This is a genomic window from Streptomyces sp. NBC_01214 (genome assembly GCF_026340975.1).
GTDB lineage: Bacteria > Actinomycetota > Actinomycetes > Streptomycetales > Streptomycetaceae > Streptomyces.
The window spans coordinates 1,113,638-1,130,584 of the sequence record NZ_JAPEOS010000003.1 but is presented as its reverse complement, the minus strand read 5'-3'; the positions used below and the strand labels follow the sequence as shown (position 1 = coordinate 1,130,584).

Annotated in this window: 13 protein-coding genes; 7 read left to right on the top strand and 6 right to left on the bottom strand. The window is 72.3% G+C overall.

The annotated features are described in order from the left end of the window. The first annotated feature begins 64 nt into the window (after nucleotides 1-64). The 4 genes from OG594_RS41405 to OG594_RS41390 all read left to right on the top strand — a co-directional run bounded on the left by OG594_RS41405 (nucleotide 65) and on the right by OG594_RS41390 (nucleotide 6,806). Complete coding sequence (locus tag OG594_RS41405) at nucleotides 65-2,878, top strand: SpoIIE family protein phosphatase (protein WP_266607536.1); 2,814 nt, start codon at nucleotides 65-67, stop codon at nucleotides 2,876-2,878. A gap of 131 nt (nucleotides 2,879-3,009) precedes the next feature. Then, entirely contained in the window at nucleotides 3,010-4,560 is a 1,551-nt protein-coding gene (locus OG594_RS41400) for a sugar ABC transporter ATP-binding protein (RefSeq protein WP_266607535.1), read from the top strand. Next, nucleotides 4,557-5,609: an ABC transporter permease gene (locus OG594_RS41395; RefSeq protein ID WP_266607534.1), complete on the top strand. Its 1,053-nt coding sequence runs from the start codon at nucleotides 4,557-4,559 to the stop codon at nucleotides 5,607-5,609. Before OG594_RS41400 ends, OG594_RS41395 begins: the two co-directional genes overlap by 4 nt. A gap of 102 nt (nucleotides 5,610-5,711) precedes the next feature. Then, complete coding sequence (locus tag OG594_RS41390; RefSeq protein WP_266608837.1) at nucleotides 5,712-6,806, top strand: substrate-binding domain-containing protein; 1,095 nt, start codon at nucleotides 5,712-5,714, stop codon at nucleotides 6,804-6,806. A gap of 63 nt (nucleotides 6,807-6,869) precedes the next feature. On the opposite strand, the gene OG594_RS41385 is transcribed toward OG594_RS41390, so the two are convergent. Continuing rightward, complete coding sequence (locus OG594_RS41385) at nucleotides 6,870-7,607, bottom strand: NPP1 family protein (RefSeq protein WP_266608835.1); 738 nt, start codon at nucleotides 7,605-7,607, stop codon at nucleotides 6,870-6,872. A gap of 723 nt (nucleotides 7,608-8,330) precedes the next feature. Between OG594_RS41385 and OG594_RS41380 the strand changes: the two genes are divergently transcribed. Then, the gene (locus OG594_RS41380) at nucleotides 8,331-8,912 is read left to right on the top strand and encodes a hypothetical protein (protein ID WP_266607533.1); all 582 of its coding nucleotides are present in this window, start codon (nucleotides 8,331-8,333) and stop codon (nucleotides 8,910-8,912) included. Nucleotides 8,913-9,251: 339 nt separating this feature from the next. On the opposite strand, the gene OG594_RS41375 is transcribed toward OG594_RS41380, so the two are convergent. Continuing rightward, the gene (locus tag OG594_RS41375; protein ID WP_266607532.1) at nucleotides 9,252-10,115 is read right to left on the bottom strand and encodes an SDR family oxidoreductase; all 864 of its coding nucleotides are present in this window, start codon (nucleotides 10,113-10,115) and stop codon (nucleotides 9,252-9,254) included. A gap of 87 nt (nucleotides 10,116-10,202) precedes the next feature. Here OG594_RS41375 and OG594_RS41370 point away from each other — a divergent pair, with 87 nt between their 5' ends. Continuing rightward, nucleotides 10,203-10,694: a MarR family winged helix-turn-helix transcriptional regulator gene (locus OG594_RS41370; protein ID WP_266607531.1), complete on the top strand. Its 492-nt coding sequence runs from the start codon at nucleotides 10,203-10,205 to the stop codon at nucleotides 10,692-10,694. 19 nt (nucleotides 10,695-10,713) lie between these two features. On the opposite strand, the gene OG594_RS41365 is transcribed toward OG594_RS41370, so the two are convergent. Further along, nucleotides 10,714-11,355, bottom strand: a complete 642-nt coding sequence (locus OG594_RS41365) for a TetR/AcrR family transcriptional regulator (RefSeq protein WP_266607530.1) — start codon at nucleotides 11,353-11,355, stop codon at nucleotides 10,714-10,716. A gap of 64 nt (nucleotides 11,356-11,419) precedes the next feature. On the opposite strand from OG594_RS41365, the gene OG594_RS41360 reads away from it, so the two are divergent. Beyond that, nucleotides 11,420-13,042 carry an FAD-binding oxidoreductase gene (locus OG594_RS41360; protein WP_266607529.1) on the top strand — a complete coding sequence of 541 codons (1,623 nt, stop codon included), beginning with the start codon at nucleotides 11,420-11,422 and terminating at the stop codon, nucleotides 13,040-13,042. 109 nt (nucleotides 13,043-13,151) lie between these two features. Here the strand turns inward: OG594_RS41360 and OG594_RS41355 are convergent, their stop codons facing one another. The 3 genes from OG594_RS41355 to OG594_RS41345 form a co-directional block, all read right to left on the bottom strand. Beyond that, nucleotides 13,152-14,036, bottom strand: coding sequence for a geranyl diphosphate 2-C-methyltransferase (locus tag OG594_RS41355; protein WP_266607528.1), 885 nt, complete (start codon nucleotides 14,034-14,036; stop codon nucleotides 13,152-13,154). Between the two features lie 15 nt (nucleotides 14,037-14,051). Then, entirely contained in the window at nucleotides 14,052-15,395 is a 1,344-nt protein-coding gene (locus tag OG594_RS41350; protein ID WP_266607527.1) for a family 2 encapsulin nanocompartment cargo protein terpene cyclase, read from the bottom strand. A gap of 105 nt (nucleotides 15,396-15,500) precedes the next feature. Continuing rightward, nucleotides 15,501-16,913, bottom strand: a complete 1,413-nt coding sequence (locus OG594_RS41345) for a family 2B encapsulin nanocompartment shell protein (RefSeq protein ID WP_266607526.1) — start codon at nucleotides 16,911-16,913, stop codon at nucleotides 15,501-15,503. Nucleotides 16,914-16,947 lie beyond the last annotated feature (34 nt).

Genomic DNA, 16,947 nt, shown 5'->3' with positions numbered 1-16,947 from the left:
GAAATGTGAGGAATATACTCAAATCCTGTGATCGGGGGCGCTCCGGTGAGGGGAAGTGGTGCACATGGGGGTCGTCGGGGACCGCATCGGCCCCGTGCGCTTCCGTGACCGATTCCTGCAGGGCGAGTCGGTCGAGGGGAGCGTGAGAAGTCCGATCCTGAGTTCGTGGCAGCGCAGCCGTCTGCTGGGGCTGTCGCCGGACCAGTCCGAGCTGCCCTTCCAGCAGGACTTCGACGTGGACGGTCCGCTGCTGCGCGCCGCCGAGCCGGTGCTCGACCGGCTCCAGGCCATCTTCGCGGGCAGCCAGACGAACATCTGCCTCGCCGACGGTCACGGCATGGTGCTCGCCCGCCGCTTCGGCGAGAAGTCGATGGCCCGGCGTCTCGCCCCGATCCAGACCGTCCCGGGATTCGTCTTCGCCGAACAGTTCGCCGGGACGAACGGCATCGGCCTCAGCCTCGCAGAAAGGCGACTGTGCCAGGTCTACGGCGCCGAGCACTTCGCCGAACGGTCCCAGTCGAGCGCCTGCACCGCGATCCCCCTGCGCGACCAGCTCAGCGGGCACATCCAGGGCGTCCTGTGCCTCGGCTACCCCTACACCGAGGCGGACCCGGCGCTGATCCCCGTGGTGCGCAAGGCAGCCGAGGCCATCGAGCGACGGCTGATGGACCAGAGTTCGGCGCGCGAGCACGGTCTCCTGCAGGCCTACCTGGACACCGCGAGCCTCGCCCTGAGCGGCGAGCACGGCCTCGACGGGCACCCGGTCGCGATGGCCGACTTCCTCCAGAGCGAGCTGGAGCAGAGCGACCAGGCGACCCTGAAGGAGAAGGCCACGGAGCTGATGTCCGGGGACCGGCGGGCCGCCGCCGAGGTGCCCCTGTCCCGCGGCCGGTGGGTCACCCTGGTCAGCCGCCCCGTGACGAGCGCCGCCGGGGTGGAGGGGGTCGTCGTAGAGGCGCTGCTCCCCGAGGACTCGGAGCGGCACGCCCCCGCCCCCTCCCATGCCCACGCCCCCGCTGCGACGCCGACCGCGCCCGGCCCCCTCGTCACCCCCGGTCCGGAGCCGGCGACGGTCCGCGCACGCGGCGCACCGCTCGCCGGGCGCCCCGCCGGGGACGCCGCCCGGGGACCCGCCGTGGGCCCCGCCCAGGGCCGGGTCAGAGGGCTGGTGCTGGTCGGCGAGCCCGAGGTGGGCAAGTACGCCGTCGCGGCGCGCCGGCGCCTGGAACTGCTGGCCGAAGCCAGCAACCGCATCGGCACCACGCTGGACGTGAGCCGCACCGCCTGGGAGCTCGCCGAGACGGCCGTCCCGAGGTTGGCCGATTTCGTCACCATCGACCTGCCCGGGGGCGTCCTGCTCGGGGAGGAGTCCCCCCACCCGACCACCGAGATGCACCGCACGGTGGTCCACGGCATCCGCGAGGACTGCCCCTTCTACCCGGTCGGCACCCAGGTCAGCCTGCGGCCCACCACGCCCCACATGCGCTGCATCGCCACCCGCCAGCCGGTGCTCGAACCAGACCTGAAGGCCGCCTTCGGCTGGATCGCCCAGGACCCCCGGCACGCCGAACTGCTCCTCGCCCACAACATCCACTCCCTGATCACGGTCCCCCTGCTCGCCCGTGGCGCCGTCCTCGGCGTCGCGAGCTTCTACCGCTCGCAGGACCCGGCCCCCTACGGGGACGACGACCGCTCCCTGGCGCAGGAACTCGTCGCCCGCGCCTCCCTCTGCATCGACAACGCCCGCCGCTACACCCGCGAACACACCCTCGCCCTGTCCCTCCAGCGCAGCCTGCTCCCGCGCGGCCTCCCCGAGCAGAGCGCCGTCGAAGTCGCCCACCGCTACCTGCCCGCCGAGTCGGGCGTGGGCGGCGACTGGTTCGACGTCATCCCCCTGTCCGGGACCCGGGTCGCCCTCCTCGTCGGCGACGTCGTCGGCCACGGACTGCACGCCGCCGCCACCATGGGCCGGCTGCGCACCGCCGCCCGCAACTTCGCCGAGCTGGAGCTGGCCCCCGACGAGCTCCTCACCCACCTGGACAACCTGATGGTGCGCCTCGACCGCGAGGAGGGCGAGGACGGTCCCGGCTCCGGCAGCACCGGCATCGTCGGCGCCACCTGCCTGTACGCCATCTACGACCCCACCTCCCAGCAGTGCACGATGGCCCGGGCCGGCCACCCTCCGCCCGCGCTGGTCCAGCCCGACGGCACCGTGTCCCTCCTCGACCTGCCCGCCGGTCCCCCGCTCGGCCTCGGCGGCCTGCCCTTCGAGTCGGCCGAGATCCGGCTCCCCGAGCACAGCCAGCTCGTCCTCTACACCGACGGGCTCATCGAGGACCGCCACCGCGACGTCGACGTGGCCCTCGACGCACTGAACCGGGCGCTGGCCCACCCGGACCGGGCCCCCGAGGAAACCTGCCAGGCCGTCCTCGACGCCGTGGCGCCCGAGCACCCCGCCGACGACATCGCGCTCCTGGTCGCCCGCACCCACGCCGTGCCCGCGGACCGGATCGCCACCTGGGAGCTGGCCGCCGATCCGGCGCTCGTCTCCGAGGTCCGCGCCGCTTCGGTGGAGCAACTGAACCGGTGGGGTTTGGAGGAGTCCGCGTTCGCCACGGAACTGCTGCTCAGCGAGCTGGTCACGAACGCCGTCCGCTACGGGACCGCGCCCATCCGGGTACGTCTCATCCACGACCGCAACCTGATCTGCGAGGTGCACGACGCCAGCAGCAGCGCCCCGCGCATGCGCCAGTCGGCCACCACCGACGAGGGCGGCCGGGGCCTGTTCCTCGTCGCCCAGCTCGCCCAATCCTGGGGCACCCGCTACACCACCGGCGGCAAGGTCATCTGGGCCGAGTGCACCCTGGCCGCCGCATGACCCCCGAACCCCCGGCCGTTCGGCCACCTGGGTCAGACAGCGCCCCGATATGCCGGGAATGGTCCCCCATGTCCCCGTAGAGTGCCCCGTACCGTCGGGAAGAACTCGGAGGCCGACCCCCGGAGAAGTCCGTGCATGACGCTCCCGACACCTGGGCGAGCCCACCCTCGCAGTCCGGTGCCGCACCCCTCGTCCGCCTGCGCGGCCTGAGCAAGCGGTTCGGCGGCACGCTCGCGCTGGACTCGGTCGACCTCGACATCCGGCGCGGCAGCGTCCTCGCCCTGCTCGGCCCCAACGGAGCCGGAAAGTCCACCCTCATCAAGGTGCTCGCCGGGGTGCACCGGGCCGACAGCGGCGAGGTCACGGTGGCCGGCCACCCCCTCGGCAGCCACGCCGCGGCCCGGAACATGTCCTTCATCCACCAGGACCTCGGGCTCGTCCCGTGGATGACGGTGGCCGAGAACATCGCCCTGGGCACCGGCTACCCCCGCCACCGCGGACTGATCTCCTGGCGGCGGACCCGCGAGCGCTGCGACGAGGCCCTGCGGATCGTCGCCGGGCACCTGGACGCCGACGCCCGGATCGCCCGCCTCGGCCCCGCCGAGCGCTCGCTCGTCGCCATCGCCCGCGCCCTCGCCACCCGGGCCGAGCTCATCGTGCTCGACGAACCGACCGCCACCCTCCCGGCCGCCGACTGCGCGCGGCTCTTCGACGTGCTCCACACCCTGCGCGACCGCGGCCACGGCATCCTCTACGTCAGCCACCGGCTCGACGAGGTCTACCGGGTCGCCGACGCCTTCGCCGTACTGCGGGACGGCCGGCTGGTCGACCGGGGCCCGCTCGCCGGTCACAGCCCCGACCGGCTGGTGCGCGCGATCGTGGGCCACGCACCGGCCGGCCGGGCGCCCGCCGCTCCCCCGGCCGCCGGCGCGCCCCTGCTGAGCCTCGACGGGGTGCGGACCGCGTCCACCGCAGAGGTGAGCCTGGACCTGCGCGCCGGTGAGGTCCTCGGCATGGTGGGCCTGACCGGCGCCGGCCACATGGAGCTGGGCCGCGCCCTCGCCGGCGCCGGGCCGGTCCTCGGCGGGCGGGTGCTGCTCGACGGCCGGCCGTACCACCCGCGTACGGTCCACTCCGCACTCGACTCCGGCGTCGGCTTCGTCGCGGCCAACCGTCAGGAGGAGGGCTGCGCCGCCGACCTGACCGTACGGGAGAACTTCTTGGCGAACCCGCGCGCGTCCGGCGCCCCGGCGGTCCACTGGATCAGCCCCCGCCGCGAGCGCGCCCGGGCCACCGCCCTCATCGACCGGTTCTCGGTGCACCCCCGCGACAGCGAGGTGCCGATCGCCACCCTGTCCGGCGGCAACCAGCAGAAGGTCATGGTCGGCCGGTGGCTCCGGGGACACCTGCGCCTGCTCGTCCTGGAGGAGCCGACCGCCGGTGTGGACGTCGGCGCCAAGGTGACCATCCACCGGCTGCTCGACGACGCACTGGCCTCGGGCCTGGCGGTCCTGCTCATCTCCACCGATTTCGAAGAGGTCGCGGACGTGTGCCATCGCGCTCTGGTGTTCGTCCGCGGGAGCGTGAGCGCCGAGCTGAGCGGTACGGCGCTCACGGTCGCCGAACTCACCCGAACCGCCTCGGCCATGCCCGCGATCACCGGACCCACGACGGACCGATGACCATGCCCCCTTCCCCCTCCCCGCCCCCTTCCCCGTCCCCGTCGCCCCCGCCTTCTCGTTCGTCCCCACCGCGGTCCCTGCTGGACCACCTGCGGGGTCACCACCTCGGCACGTACGGCCTGCTCGTCCTCGCCGTCCTGCTCTTCCTGGTCTTCTCCCTCGTCCTGCCGGACACCTTCCCCACCCGGGACAACGTCTCCTCGATCCTGTCCAACCAGTCGATCCCGGCCATCCTGGCCCTCGGCGCGACCATCCCCATCGCCACCGGCAAGTTCGACCTGTCCATGGGCTACGGCCTCGGCCTGGCCCATGTGATGGCGATGCAGCTCATCGTCAACACGGGCTGGCCCTGGCCGCTCGCCTGCCTCACCGTCGTCCTCGGCGGGGCACTGGTCGGCGTCCTCAACGGGGTCATCGTCGAGTACGTGCGGATCGACTCCTTCATCGCCACGCTCGGCACCGGCAGCATGATGTACGCCGTCACCGGCTGGATCACCGACGGCTCCCGGATCGTCCCCGGCCCGGACGGCCTGCCCTCCGCCTTCACCGGCCTCTACGACTCCCGGTTCCTCGGCCTGCCGCTCCCCGCCTATTACGTCCTGGCCCTCACGGCCGCGCTCTGGGTGGTCCTGGAACGGCTGCCGCTCGGCCGGTACATGTACGTCATCGGCTCCAGCCGGCGCACCGCCGACATCATCGGCATCCCCAGCCACCGGTATTCCGTCTACGCCTTCGCCGGATCGGGCCTGGTCACCGGCTTCGCCGGGATCCTCCTCGCCGCCCAGCAGCAGACCGGCAACCCGAGCGTCGGGCTGGACTACCTGCTGCCCGCATTCGTCGGCGCCCTGCTCGGGTCCACGACGATCAAACCCGGCCGCGTCAACGCCCTCGGCACCGTCGTGGCGGTGGCCGTCCTCGCCATCGGCCTCGCCGGCATCGGCCAGCTCGGCGCCGATTTCTGGGCCACGCCCCTGTTCAACGGGGCCACCCTGCTCATCGCCGTCGGCCTGGCCGGCTACTCCGCCCGGCGCCGGCTGCGCACCCCCTAGGAAAGTTCGTACGCGCACCGCGTCAGGAGCACCGTGTACCCGAAGGACTCGCAGTCGCACCCGCACCGCAGGACCACCCTCACGACCGCGGCCCTGCTGGCAGTGGCCGCCGCCGCCCTCGTCGCCGGCTGCGGGAGCGGCGGCCCCTCCACCGGCGCCGCGCCGCCCCGGGCCGGTTGCCCCACCGCCCTCGCGAGCGCCAGGGCGGCCGTCACGCGGGCCGAGAACACCGACACCGCCTGGCACGGCCCCACCACCGGCCCGGCGGCGGTCCCCGACAAGTCGATCGTCTACGTCGCGCAGACCATGACCAACCCCGGTGTCGCGGGCGTCGCGAAGGGGGTGGAGGAGGCCGCGAAGGCCATCGGCTGGCAGGTGCGGGTGATCGACGGGGACGGCACCCCGGCCGGCATCCAGGCGGCGCTCAGCCAGGCCATCACCCTGCGGCCCTCGGGCATCGTCATCGGCGGCTTCGATCCCCAGCTGACCTCGCAGCAGATGGCGCGGGCCGAAGCGGCGCACATCCCGGTGATCGGCTGGCACGCAGTGGCTTCCCCCGGCCCGAGCGAGCGACCGAAGCTGTTCACCAACGTCACCACCAAGGTGGAGGACGTGGCGAAGATCAGCGCGGACTGGATCATCGCCCGGTCCGCGGGCGATGCCGGAGTGGTCCTCTTCACCGACGACTCGATCCCGTTCGCGAAGAACAAGGCGGAGCTGATCCGCAAGGAGCTCGCCACCTGCTCCGGCGTACGGCTCCTGAGCTACGAGAACATCCCCATCCCCGACGCCGGGATCCGCACCCCGCAGGCGGTCTCCTCCCTGCTCTCCCGCTTCCAGGACGAGTGGACGTACTCCGCCGCCATCAACGACCTGTACTTCGCGGACGCGGCCCCGGCCCTGCGCGCGGCGGGCAAGCCCGGCTCCGGTCCGCCCTTCAACATCGGCGCGGGCGACGGCGACCCTTCCGCCTTCCAGCGGATCAACAGCGAGCAGTTCCAGGCCGCCACCGTGCCCGAGCCGTTGAACCAGCAGGGCTGGCAGATCGTCGACGAGTTCAACCGGGCCTTCGCGGAGCGGCCGGCCAGCGACTACGTGGCCCCCGTGCACATCGCCACGGCCGACAACAGCGACGGCGCCACGTCCTGGGACCCGTCCGGTTACCGCGAGGGGTACCGCAGGATCTGGGCGGGCTGACGACACCGCGCAGGGGCGCCGGTCCCGCTCGGTGCGGGGCCGGTACCCCCTGCGCGCCGCGCGTTACTGGTACGGGTCGAAGGGGATGCCCGCCGGCTTGGCCTCCGCCAGGTGGGAGGCGAAGGAGCCGTCCTTCAGGCCGAAGTGCGCGCTGCCGAAATCGGCCTGGGTGAGCTTGTCCCGTACGGTCGCCGGGTAGCCCGACCAGCCGACGAGGGTGGGGAACTGCCAGGCCCGGCGGTGGTTCTCGGGCGGTTCGTCGTTGGTGTTCGCGGCGCGGAAGCAGTGCGTGCCGATGCCGTCCTTGTGGTAAACGATCTTGGGGTGGTTGCCGTCCCAGCGGATCTGGTCGCGCGCGTGGACGTTGAAGTCCCCGTGGGCGGAGGTCGCGACGTACTTGGCCTCGTTGCCCTGGATCCACACGACCACGTGCTCCCAGTCGTGGCGGTGGCCGCCGAGCTCGATGCCGGGCAGCGCCTGGTCCTTCTCGAAGTAGAGCGCGTACATGACGGCGCACCAGCCGTTGTTGCAGGCCCAGCGGGAGTAGCCGTTGGTGTTGTCGAGGTCCGAGGCGTCCCGGCAGCTGCCGTTGAGGGCGCCGGTGGGCTTGAGTCCCCCGTTCAGCACCCCGCTCGCACTGATGGCGGGCGTGGGGTAGCAGCCGTCGGTGTCGTAGTCGTACGCGGGCTGGTAGGTCAGCTCGATCGCTTCGGCCCTGCCGGGGAGCGCCGGGGGCGGCGCCGCGAAGGCGACTTGGGGAACGGCGACGACCACCGCGAGGGCGGCACCGACGACGACCATCGATCTCCGGATGTGACGGTTCGTCCGCAAAACAGGCCTCCTGGCCGACCGGATGCGAGGGGGGTGGGCGCATCGCGGCGGAACACCGCCGACCGACGCGCCGCGAGCATCATTCGCGAACCGGGTCGACACGGCAAGGGGCCGGACAGACTCCGTTCCTTGTATGCAGGAGGGCCGTAAAAGCTTCCCACACAAGGAATTTGACGAAATATCAGGAACGGGCCACGGGCTACCGGACCGGTCGGCCACCGCGGGGCAGTCGCGTGTACGGGGCGGAGCACCTACGACGTTGAGGACGGGGGGCTTCCCCGTCCGGGCTCGCCCGGGGCGGCCTCCCGGGCGACCGGGCCGGCCGGGCCGGCCGGGAGGTGGACGACATCACGCCAGGTCCGGAGGCAGATCAGGATGACCTCCTGGCAGCGGCAGACGCTGAGCCCGAGGGCCGTCGTAGGCGAACGGGCGCGGCCGTGACCGAGGCTTCTCGACGGTCACTTCCGAGGGCTCGCCGAGCGCTGCGGTGACCGCGGCCCGGGGTGCGCCGTTCGAGACCGGCCCCAGACGAGTGGCCCCGTGGTGCAGGAGCCCGTCGGCCGCGGCGACGGGCTGTCCAACCGTGTCGGCGCGGCCGGGAGGCCGTCGACGACGGCATGCGGTGCCTTGATCGGCGCAGCCGCGTGTGACGAGGCTCGCCCCGGACGAGCGACGATCAAGCAGGTGGGGCGCATGGCGGGGCGGGACGAGATGGTGCAACTGTTCGGCCCGCCGCCGGCCCGCGAGCCGTCCGCCGACGACCGGGTCGAGGTCGAGACCTACGTCGGCTCTTCGCTGCCCGGCGACCTCAAGAGGTTCCTCGACGCCTACGGCACCGGTGTGATCTCCGGAGAGCTGGTGGTCTTCCACCCCCGAGGGTCGAGCCCGCTGTTGGAGCGGATGCGGGACATCCACGCAAGGTTCGGCCGGTCACGGCGGCGCGAGCCGGGCAGGTATCCGTTCCGGTTCCACCCCGACCCGGGCGGCCCAATCTCCTGGGGGTACGACCACTCCGGCGACGAGCACTTCTTCTGGCCGTGCGACCCGGAACCGGGCCTCTGGAAGATCGTCACGAACATCAACGGCGCCGATCCCGAGGTCTTCGACGGACCGTTCGCCGACTTCGTGCTCGCCTTCGCCGGGCGCCTGCGCGACGTGGACCCGCACCACGGGATCGACCCCGACCTCGTGGAGTTCCTCGAACCGGAGGACCTGGACGAACGGGCGGGGAGCGGCGGAATCGGTCCGGTCGAGCCGAGCTTCGAGCCGATCTGATCAGATCTGATCAGATCGGCGGGCCCGTCGGCGGCGCCGGGCGGAGGGGCAGCCCGGCGGTCGACCTGCCCGCGCCCGCCGTTCAGCCGAGGGTGTTCATCAGGATGATGGCCAAGAGGTCCAGGAGGATGACGGCGATGACGACGCCGATCATGAACCAGGCCCTGCTCGATTCGTCCATGCCCACGAGCCACCTCCGGATTCGGGCGTGCCGCCGCGTGCGGCCCGGGGACCGCACCGGGGACTCGTCCACCTCCGGCCATCATGACCCGGATCCGGGCGGAGCACAGGTCGGGGACCCGGCCCCGACGGAGCCCGGGCCCCGACGCTCGCGGCAGGTCAGGCGACCCAGGTTCCGGTCACGCCGACGACCGCCGAGCCGTCCTGGTCGGCCAGCTTGGTTCCCGTGAAGTCACGGGCCCACTGCGAGGTCTGGATGCGGAAGGCGGGCCGGTCGGCGGTGAGCGCCTCCATGACGGACTCGGCCGCGCCGGCCGGGGTCTGCGCGCCGTTCAGGAACTGGCCGACCGTGCGCTCGACGTAGCGGCGCAGTGCGTCGGAGTACGGGCCGGCCGCGGCGATCCGGGCTTCGAGGTCGAGGCCGATGTTGTTCACGAACTCCGTCGCCACGGCGCCGGGCTCGATGACGGACACGCTCACGCCGACGGCGCCCGCGACGGGGGCCAGGCTCTCCATGTACCCCTCCACGGCGAACTTCGCGGCGCAGTAGGCCTCGTTGAAGGGCTGACCGATGACGCCGCCGACGCTGGTGACCGTGATCAGGCGACCGCCGGTGGCCCGCAGGTGCGGCAGCGCGGCCTTGGAGACGTTCAGTACGCCGAAGAAGTTGACCTCCATGACCTCGCGGACGTCGGCGACGGATTCGAGCTCCAGGGTGCCCACGTGCCCGGCGCCCGCGTTGTTGACGACGGCGTCCAGCCGGCCGTAGTCGGCGATGACGCCTTCCACGGCGGCGGCGACGGAGGCCTCGTCGACGACGTCGAGCTGTCGAACGTCGAGCTCGACGCCCGCCTCGACGGCGGCCTTGCGCAGCGCGTCGGCGCGGCCGGTGTCGCGCAGGGTGGCGATCGTGCGCCAGCCGGCCCGGGCGGCGGCGATCGCGGCCGCCAGACCGATGCCGGAGGAGGTGCCGGTGATCAGGACGGTGCGGGCGGGGGTGGCGGAGGCGGCGGTGGTCGACATGGCGGGGCCTTTCACGAGGATGATTTATGTGCGTGCACACACACTATAAAATTATGTGCGTGCGCACGCAAGCTCTAGACTTCCGACATGCCGAAGAAGCTCACCGAATCCGAGATGCCGGCGGCCGACTACGCCTTCTACGGGCTGGTGTGGGCCGGAACGGTCATGACCGATCGCGTCGACCGGGCCCTGGTCAAGGCCCACGACCTCCCGGTGTCCTGGTTCGAGGTCATGCTGTGGTTGGCCTCCAGCCCCGAGCCGGTGCCCGCCTCCGTGCTCGGCAACAGCACCCTGCTCAGTCGCAGCCAGGTCTCCCGGGTCGTGGACGCCCTGCAGGCACGGGGCCTGGTGACCCGCACGCCTTCGGCGCGCGACGCCCGGTCGGTGGAGGTCTCCCTCACCGAGGCGGGCCGTACGGTGTTCGCCGAGGCGGACGCCACCCGGCGCGAAGCCCTGGCCCCGGTCTTCACCGAGCTCCTCGACGAGCGGGACCTGGAGGCACTGGGCACCGTGTGGCGCAAGCTCAAGGCCGCGAAGGCGGCAGAGGCCGCACAGGCCGAGCAGCAGCGCGCCAAGTAACCCCCTTGAGCGGCGCCCCTCAGCCGGAGTGACCGTCGGGCGTGAGGGTGGCGGCAGCCGCGAAGAGGCGGGCACAGCGCTGCGTCATGGCCTCCGGAGTCTGCTCCGGGTGCTTGACCCACCAGCGGACCAGGGTGGCGACCAGGTCCCGCCAGACGTACTTCAGCGCGTCGGCGTCCAGCGGATCGGTGGATCCGGCCGCGCGCAGCAGCTCCGCGGTGCCGCCGGCGGCGAGCCGGTCGATGGCCGCCCAGTATTCCGAGGCCCGGCGCGCGGCCTCTCCGCCGGGCGGCAGGGTGGTGTCGTAGAGCACGAACCACGCCTCCCGCCGCCCCTCCAGCGCGGTGAAGATGCCGTGCAGCACGCGCAACGGCGTGTGCGGGGCGGCCCCGCCCTCCCCCATGGCCGTGCGGACGGTGTCCAGCAGCCGGTCCCCGACGGGGACCAGGCAGGCCACGTACAGCTCCTCCTTGGTGCCGAAGTACTGGTGCAGCAGCGTCTTGGTCACCCCCACCCGCGCGGCGATCGCGGGGAGCGAGGCGGCCGCGTAACCGCGCGTACCGAACTCCTCCGTGGCCGCCTCCAGCATCTGCCGGCGGCGGTGCTGCCGCGGGACTCCCTTGGTGCCGGCCTTCGAGGAATGCGAGGAGGGGGTTGCCATGGACGGATATTATCAGTAGGTAATTTACCGCTAGGTAAATTACCTCGACCCCTGGAGCGCCGCCATGGCCGGCACCATCCCGCAGCCGACGCAGCCCCCGTCCCGCACCCGCTCCTGGTGGGGCTGGGGCTGGACGGACGCGCATCCCGACGACGCGGAATGCACCGCGCTCGGCGCCCTGCTCCCCGGCACCCTCAGCCGCCCGCTCCCTGTGCCCCGCGTCCGCGACCTGGCCGTCGCCGGCCCCGCCGTCGAACCCCCGCACAGCCTCGCCCACCTGGTCAGCACCGATCCCGGGGACCGCGCCGCGCACGCCATGGGCAAGGCCTACCGCGACGTGGTGCGCGCCCTGCGCGGACGCCCCGGCCGCATCCCCGACCTCGTCGCCCGCCCCACGGACGACCGGGGCGTGGCCGATCTGCTGGACTGGGCCGGTGAGCGGCAGGTCGCCGTCGTCCCGTACGGCGGGGGTTCCTCGGTCTCCGGGGGCGTCGAGTACCGCGGCGACGCCCACCGGGCCGTCCTGTCCCTGGACCTGACCGCCATGGGCCGCGTCCTGGAGGTCGACACGGAGGGCCGGGCGGCGCGCATCCAGGCCGGCACGCTCGGGCCGGGCCTGGAGGACCAGCTGCGTCCCCACGGCCTCACCCTGCGCCACTTCCCGCAGAGCTTCGAGTTCTCCACGCTGGGCGGCTGGCTCGCGACCCGGGCCGGCGGCCACTACGCCACCGGCCGGACGCACATCGACGACTTCGTCCAGTCGCTGCGCGTCGTGACCCCGGCCGGCACCAGCAGCTCGTGGCGGCTGCCCGCCTCCGGCGCTGGCCCCTCCCCCGACCGCATGTTCCTGGGCTCCGAAGGCGCCCTTGGCGTCATCACCGAGGCGTGGGTGCGCCTCCAGGAGCGCCCCCACCACAAGGCGTCCGCCGCGGTCGCGTTCGCCGATTTCCAGGGCGCCCTCGGAGCGGTGCGCGCCCTCGCGCAGTCCGACCTCTCCCCCGCCAACTGCCGGCTGCTGGACCCCGGCGAGGCCGCGCTCTCGGGCGCGGCGCACGACGGCGGTTCCGTACTGGTCCTGGGGTTCGAGTCGGCGGACGAACCGGTGACCGCCCGCCTCGAACGGGCCGTGGCGCTGGCCCGCTCGCACGGCGGGCGCTGTGGCGGGACGGGCGGGACCGGCGGCCCGGAGGAGGGCCGGGACGGCGACGCGGCCGTGCGCGCCTGGCGCTCGGCGTTCCTACGGATGCCCTACCTCCGCGACGGTCTGGCCCGGATGGGCGCGGTCGCGGAGACCTTCGAGACGGCGGCCACCTGGGACCGGATCCCCGGCCTGATCGACGACGTGCGCAGGGAGGTCGGCGAGGCGGCGGTCAAGGCCACCGGATTCCCGGCGACCGTCAACTGCCGTCTGACGCACGTATATCCGGACGGCGCGGCGCCCTACTTCACCGTGCTCGCGGCCGGCCGGCCCGGTGACGAGGTCGCCGTCTGGGACGACCTCAAGGCCGTCGCGAGCGAGGTCCTGCACCGCCACCGGGCCACCATCACCCACCACCACGCGGTCGGCCGGGACCACCGCCCGGGCTACGACCGCCAGCGCCCGGAGCCCTTCGCCCTCGCCCTGCGGGCCGCGAAGGGGGCCCTCGATCCGCGCGGCATCCTCAATCCCGGTGTGCTCGTGGACTGATCGGGGTCCGTCCGCACGCCGGCCGGACGGGAGGCCGGTGCCCCCGGGGACACCCCGAAGGGGCCGGGTCCGTCGGACGACGGCCCCGGCCCCTTCGGTCCGCGGTGGGTCAGACGCGGTCGGCCGCGATCAGGACGTACTGGAAGGAGCCGTCCTTGTAGGACTCGATGAACGCCTCTTCGATGCCGGTGACCAGCGAGGACGTGGCCCGCAGCTCCCAGTAGGGCAGGGTCTCGGGGGTCAGGTCGATGACGGCCTGCGGGACGAGACGGTTGTCGGCCATCGCACGCAGGTACTCCCGGCGGGAGTGGATGTTGCACTCGAAGTGCGCGTTGATCTGGGAGACCCACTTCGAGGGCTGGCCGTACTTCGGGTTCCAGCAGCCGGTGATGGTCACGTACCGGCCGCCGACCTCGAGAACGCGCGAGTGCTCCGCGAAGAGGTCGTGCAGGTCGACGTACATGCTCGACTCGTTGTTCCACGAGCCCGCGGCCTGCCCGGTCTCGAGCGGCGTGCTGAGCATGTTGCAGACCCGGGCCCGGACGTGGTCGTCGATACCGAGTTCCTGGGCGCGCCGGTTGGCGAAGTCGGCCTGCTTGGCCGACAGGGTGACGCCCTCCACCTTGCATCCGAAGCGCTTGTGGGCCATGACCATCGAACCGCCGCGGCCGCAACCCGCGTCGACGAGGGTGTCGTCGCGCCCGATGGGGCCGAGGTGCTCAAGGAGGAGTTCGGCCTGGGCCGACTCCAGGCGGTGGAGCTCGGCGATCAGCTTCTTCTCGTATGCGCTGTCCTCGGTGTCGCCGAGGGCGGCGTGGTCGATGTCACCGATGCCGTAGTGGTGGTGGTAAAGGCCGTCCACGTCGCCGAGACGGAGGTTCACGGGCCTGGCCTCGTGGTCCCAGTAACGGGCGATGTCACCTTGATAAGGAGTCGCCGGGCCGGGGATGAACACGGAGGAGGTACCGGCGGCGGTGAGATCGATGCTAGTCATGAACAATTCCCATCTTTACCAGAAATCGGGCAGGCTGTAGCGATAGGTGTTGGTCTGGTGCCAGTAGTGGTTGCCGTCGACCCACACGGCCACCCCGCGCAGGAAGCGCTGGACGCTCGGGACGGGGCAGGCGAGGGCGAGCTCGGCGGCCGCGGTCTCGAAGTCGCGCATCAGGTCGTTGTGGACCTCGACGGCCTTCAGGTAGGCGTCCTTCTCGGAGCGGCCCTCGCGTTCGGCGATCACCACCGGCAGGTTCAAATGCCGTCCGGGACTGGCCAGTTCCTTGGTGTAGGAGTACAGATCGTTGACGATCGTCGTGGCGTTCCCGGCGAGCGCGATCACCCGTTGCATGGCGGGCTGCGCATGGAGGTCCGCCGGCAGTTCGTAGCCGCCGACGGAGTCGGTGATGGTGGGGCAGGGGCGGAAGTTGTTGAACTGGCGCATCGCCAGGTACTCCCACACCTCGGGGACGTACTCCGTCTGCGCCCAGGCCCCCTCGGCGAGGTAGCCCATGTGCAGCCGGGCCATGTCGTGCCGGAACCGGTCGGCCTGCGAGGGGGTGGTGGCCTGGAGGAAGTACTCCATGGCGGAGCGGTAGGCGCGCCGGGGAGCGTCCGAGAGGAGCGACGCCTCCCAGTCCGGCGCGTACTCCTTCGTCGTGTGGACGGGGTCGAGGGCGGTGTGCGCCAGCAGCAGCCGCCCGCCGAGACCGACCGGCGAGCCGCCGTGGTCCTCGCAGTAGCAGTCGTCGACCGCGTTCTCGGCGACCATCAGCCGCGTGGCGAGCATCAGGTGCTCGATGCTGGGGGCGTCCGGATGGCAGGCGACCATGTAGCGCCCGACGGAGAATCCGTCGAACTGGTCCTCCCAGTCCTCCGGGTAGAGCGACACCTCGTCCAGCGCCCAGGCCTTGATCCGGCGGCTGAGCTCCTCCACCCGCACCGGATCGGGCTCCGGCACCGGGTGGTAGTAGAGGCCCGGGATCGGGTTGCCCGCCGCCGGCGCGGGCCCGGCGGGCGCCGCGGCTGCCGCCCCGGCTGCCGCGGGTTCCTCGCTCCGGGCCCAGTGCAGGCTCGCCGTGCCCAGACCGCTGGGCCCGCGCAGGATCCGTTCGAGGGCGGCACTCGGCTGCGGCGCGGCGGCCGCGGCCGCACCCTCGTCGGGTACGGGTGCGGGTACGGGGGTCAGGGCGGGCGGTCCCGTCGGCGGGGCGGGCGAAGGCGGCGGAGGGGGCTCGACGGGCCCCGCGCCGACGGGTTCGACGCCGACGGCGAGGGCGTTGGCGAGGACGTGGGCCCCGAAGGACGCCACGGCGGCGGGCAGGCTCGACTGCAGGGGGGAAGGCCCAGGATCGGGCATCCGTAACTCCTCGGGAAGGTAAGTGGGTTGTCCCGGATCCCGGGCGTGCTCGGCGGGCCAGGACAGGCAGGGGTCCTGGCTGTCACGGCCGTCGGGCAGGTCCTCTTAGTCCCGCCTGCGGGCGATCTGCACGTTCTCCAGCACACCGAGCGCGTCGGGCACCAGGATGGCGGCGGAGAAGTAGGTGGTGACCAGGTAGGAGATGATCGCCTGCTCGCTGATCCCCATGAAGCGCACCGAGAGGCCCGGCTCGTACTCCTCCGGCAGGCCGGTCTGGCGCAGACCGATGACGCCCTGGTTGTCCTCGCCGGTTCGCATGACGAGCACCGAGCTGGTGTTCTCCTTGCTGATCGGGATCTTGTTGCAGGGCAGGATCGGGACCCCGCGCCAAGCCGGGACCGACTGCCCGCCGACGTCGACGTGGTCCGGGTAGAGCCCGCGGGCGTTGAACTCGCGCCCGATCGCGGCGATCGTCCGGGGGTGGGCAAGGAAGAACTTGGAACCGCGGCGGCGGCAGAGCAGCTCGTCGAGGTCGTCCGGGGTCGGCGGGCCGGAGTGGGTCTGGATCCGCTGCTTGAAGGCGGCGTTGTGGAGCAGACCGAAGTCCCGGCTGTTGATCAGCTCGTGCTCCTGGCGCTCGCGCAGCGCCTCGATGGTGAGCCGGAGCTGTTCCTCGGTCTGGTTGTGCGGCCCGTTGTAGAGGTCGGCGACCCTGGTGTGGATCCGCAGCACGGTCTGCGCGATGGAGAGTTCGTACTCGCGGGGCTTGAGCTCGTAGTCGACGAAGGCGCCGGGCAGGTCGGCCTCACCGGTGTGGCCGGCGGACATCGCGATCTCGGCCTCGCCGTGCCGGTTCTGGCGCTGGTGCGGAAGCGAGCTGAACCGGTTGATGTGGTCCTGGAGTTGCGGCGCCGCGGCGAGCACGGAGGCGAAGTCGCCGCGGGAGAGGGTGAGCAGGATGCCGGGGGTCTCGGCGGTGGCCGTGTAGTCCCAGGTGGCGTCCGCGTCCAGCAGGGCGTTCTCACCGAAGCGGTCGCCGTCGGCGAGTACGGCGACGGCGACGTCGTCGCCGTACTTGCCGACGGAGGTCTGGCTGATCCGGCCGTGGGCGATCAGGTGGATCTGGTCGGCGGGGGTACCGCGCTCGACGATCACCTCACCGGCCCGGAAGTCGCGCTGGACGCACCGGCCCGCGATCGCGGTCAGCACCTCGTCGTCCTCGAAGCCGCGCAGCAGGGCCAGTTCGCCGAGCTCGCGCGGGATCACCCGGACGTTCGCGCCGTCCTGGACGAACTCGATGGTGCCGTCGCCCACGGTGTACGTCAGCCGGCGGTTGACCCGGTAGGTGCCGCCCTTGGTCTCCACCCAGGGAAGCATCCGCAGCAGCCAGCGGGAGGTGATCTCCTGCATCTGCGGGGCGGACTTGGTCGTGCTGGCAAGGTTGCGGGCAGCCGCCGTGCTCAGGCTGGACTGCCGCGGCGGCTCCAGCTGGGCTTCCGGGCTGGTGTCAACGGTCATCGGGCGAGCTCTCCTTCGTAAGGGTGGTGATCGG

Excerpts from the sequence above, each read along its gene's own strand:
- OG594_RS41405 (WP_266607536.1), top strand. The coding sequence starts at position 65 with ATGGGGGTCGTCGGGGACCGCATCGGCCCCGTGCGCTTCCGTGACCGA.
- OG594_RS41395 (WP_266607534.1), top strand. The coding sequence starts at position 4,557 with ATGACCATGCCCCCTTCCCCCTCCCCGCCCCCTTCCCCGTCCCCGTCG.
- OG594_RS41385 (WP_266608835.1), bottom strand. The coding sequence starts at position 7,607 with ATGGTCGTCGTCGGTGCCGCCCTCGCGGTGGTCGTCGCCGTTCCCCAA.
- OG594_RS41380 (WP_266607533.1), top strand. The coding sequence starts at position 8,331 with ATGGCGGGGCGGGACGAGATGGTGCAACTGTTCGGCCCGCCGCCGGCC.
- OG594_RS41375 (WP_266607532.1), bottom strand. The coding sequence starts at position 10,115 with ATGTCGACCACCGCCGCCTCCGCCACCCCCGCCCGCACCGTCCTGATC.
- OG594_RS41370 (WP_266607531.1), top strand. The coding sequence starts at position 10,203 with ATGCCGAAGAAGCTCACCGAATCCGAGATGCCGGCGGCCGACTACGCC.
- OG594_RS41365 (WP_266607530.1), bottom strand. The coding sequence starts at position 11,355 with ATGGCAACCCCCTCCTCGCATTCCTCGAAGGCCGGCACCAAGGGAGTC.
- OG594_RS41360 (WP_266607529.1), top strand. The coding sequence starts at position 11,420 with ATGGCCGGCACCATCCCGCAGCCGACGCAGCCCCCGTCCCGCACCCGC.
- OG594_RS41355 (WP_266607528.1), bottom strand. The coding sequence starts at position 14,036 with ATGACTAGCATCGATCTCACCGCCGCCGGTACCTCCTCCGTGTTCATC.
- OG594_RS41350 (WP_266607527.1), bottom strand. The coding sequence starts at position 15,395 with ATGCCCGATCCTGGGCCTTCCCCCCTGCAGTCGAGCCTGCCCGCCGCC.
- OG594_RS41345 (WP_266607526.1), bottom strand. The coding sequence starts at position 16,913 with ATGACCGTTGACACCAGCCCGGAAGCCCAGCTGGAGCCGCCGCGGCAG.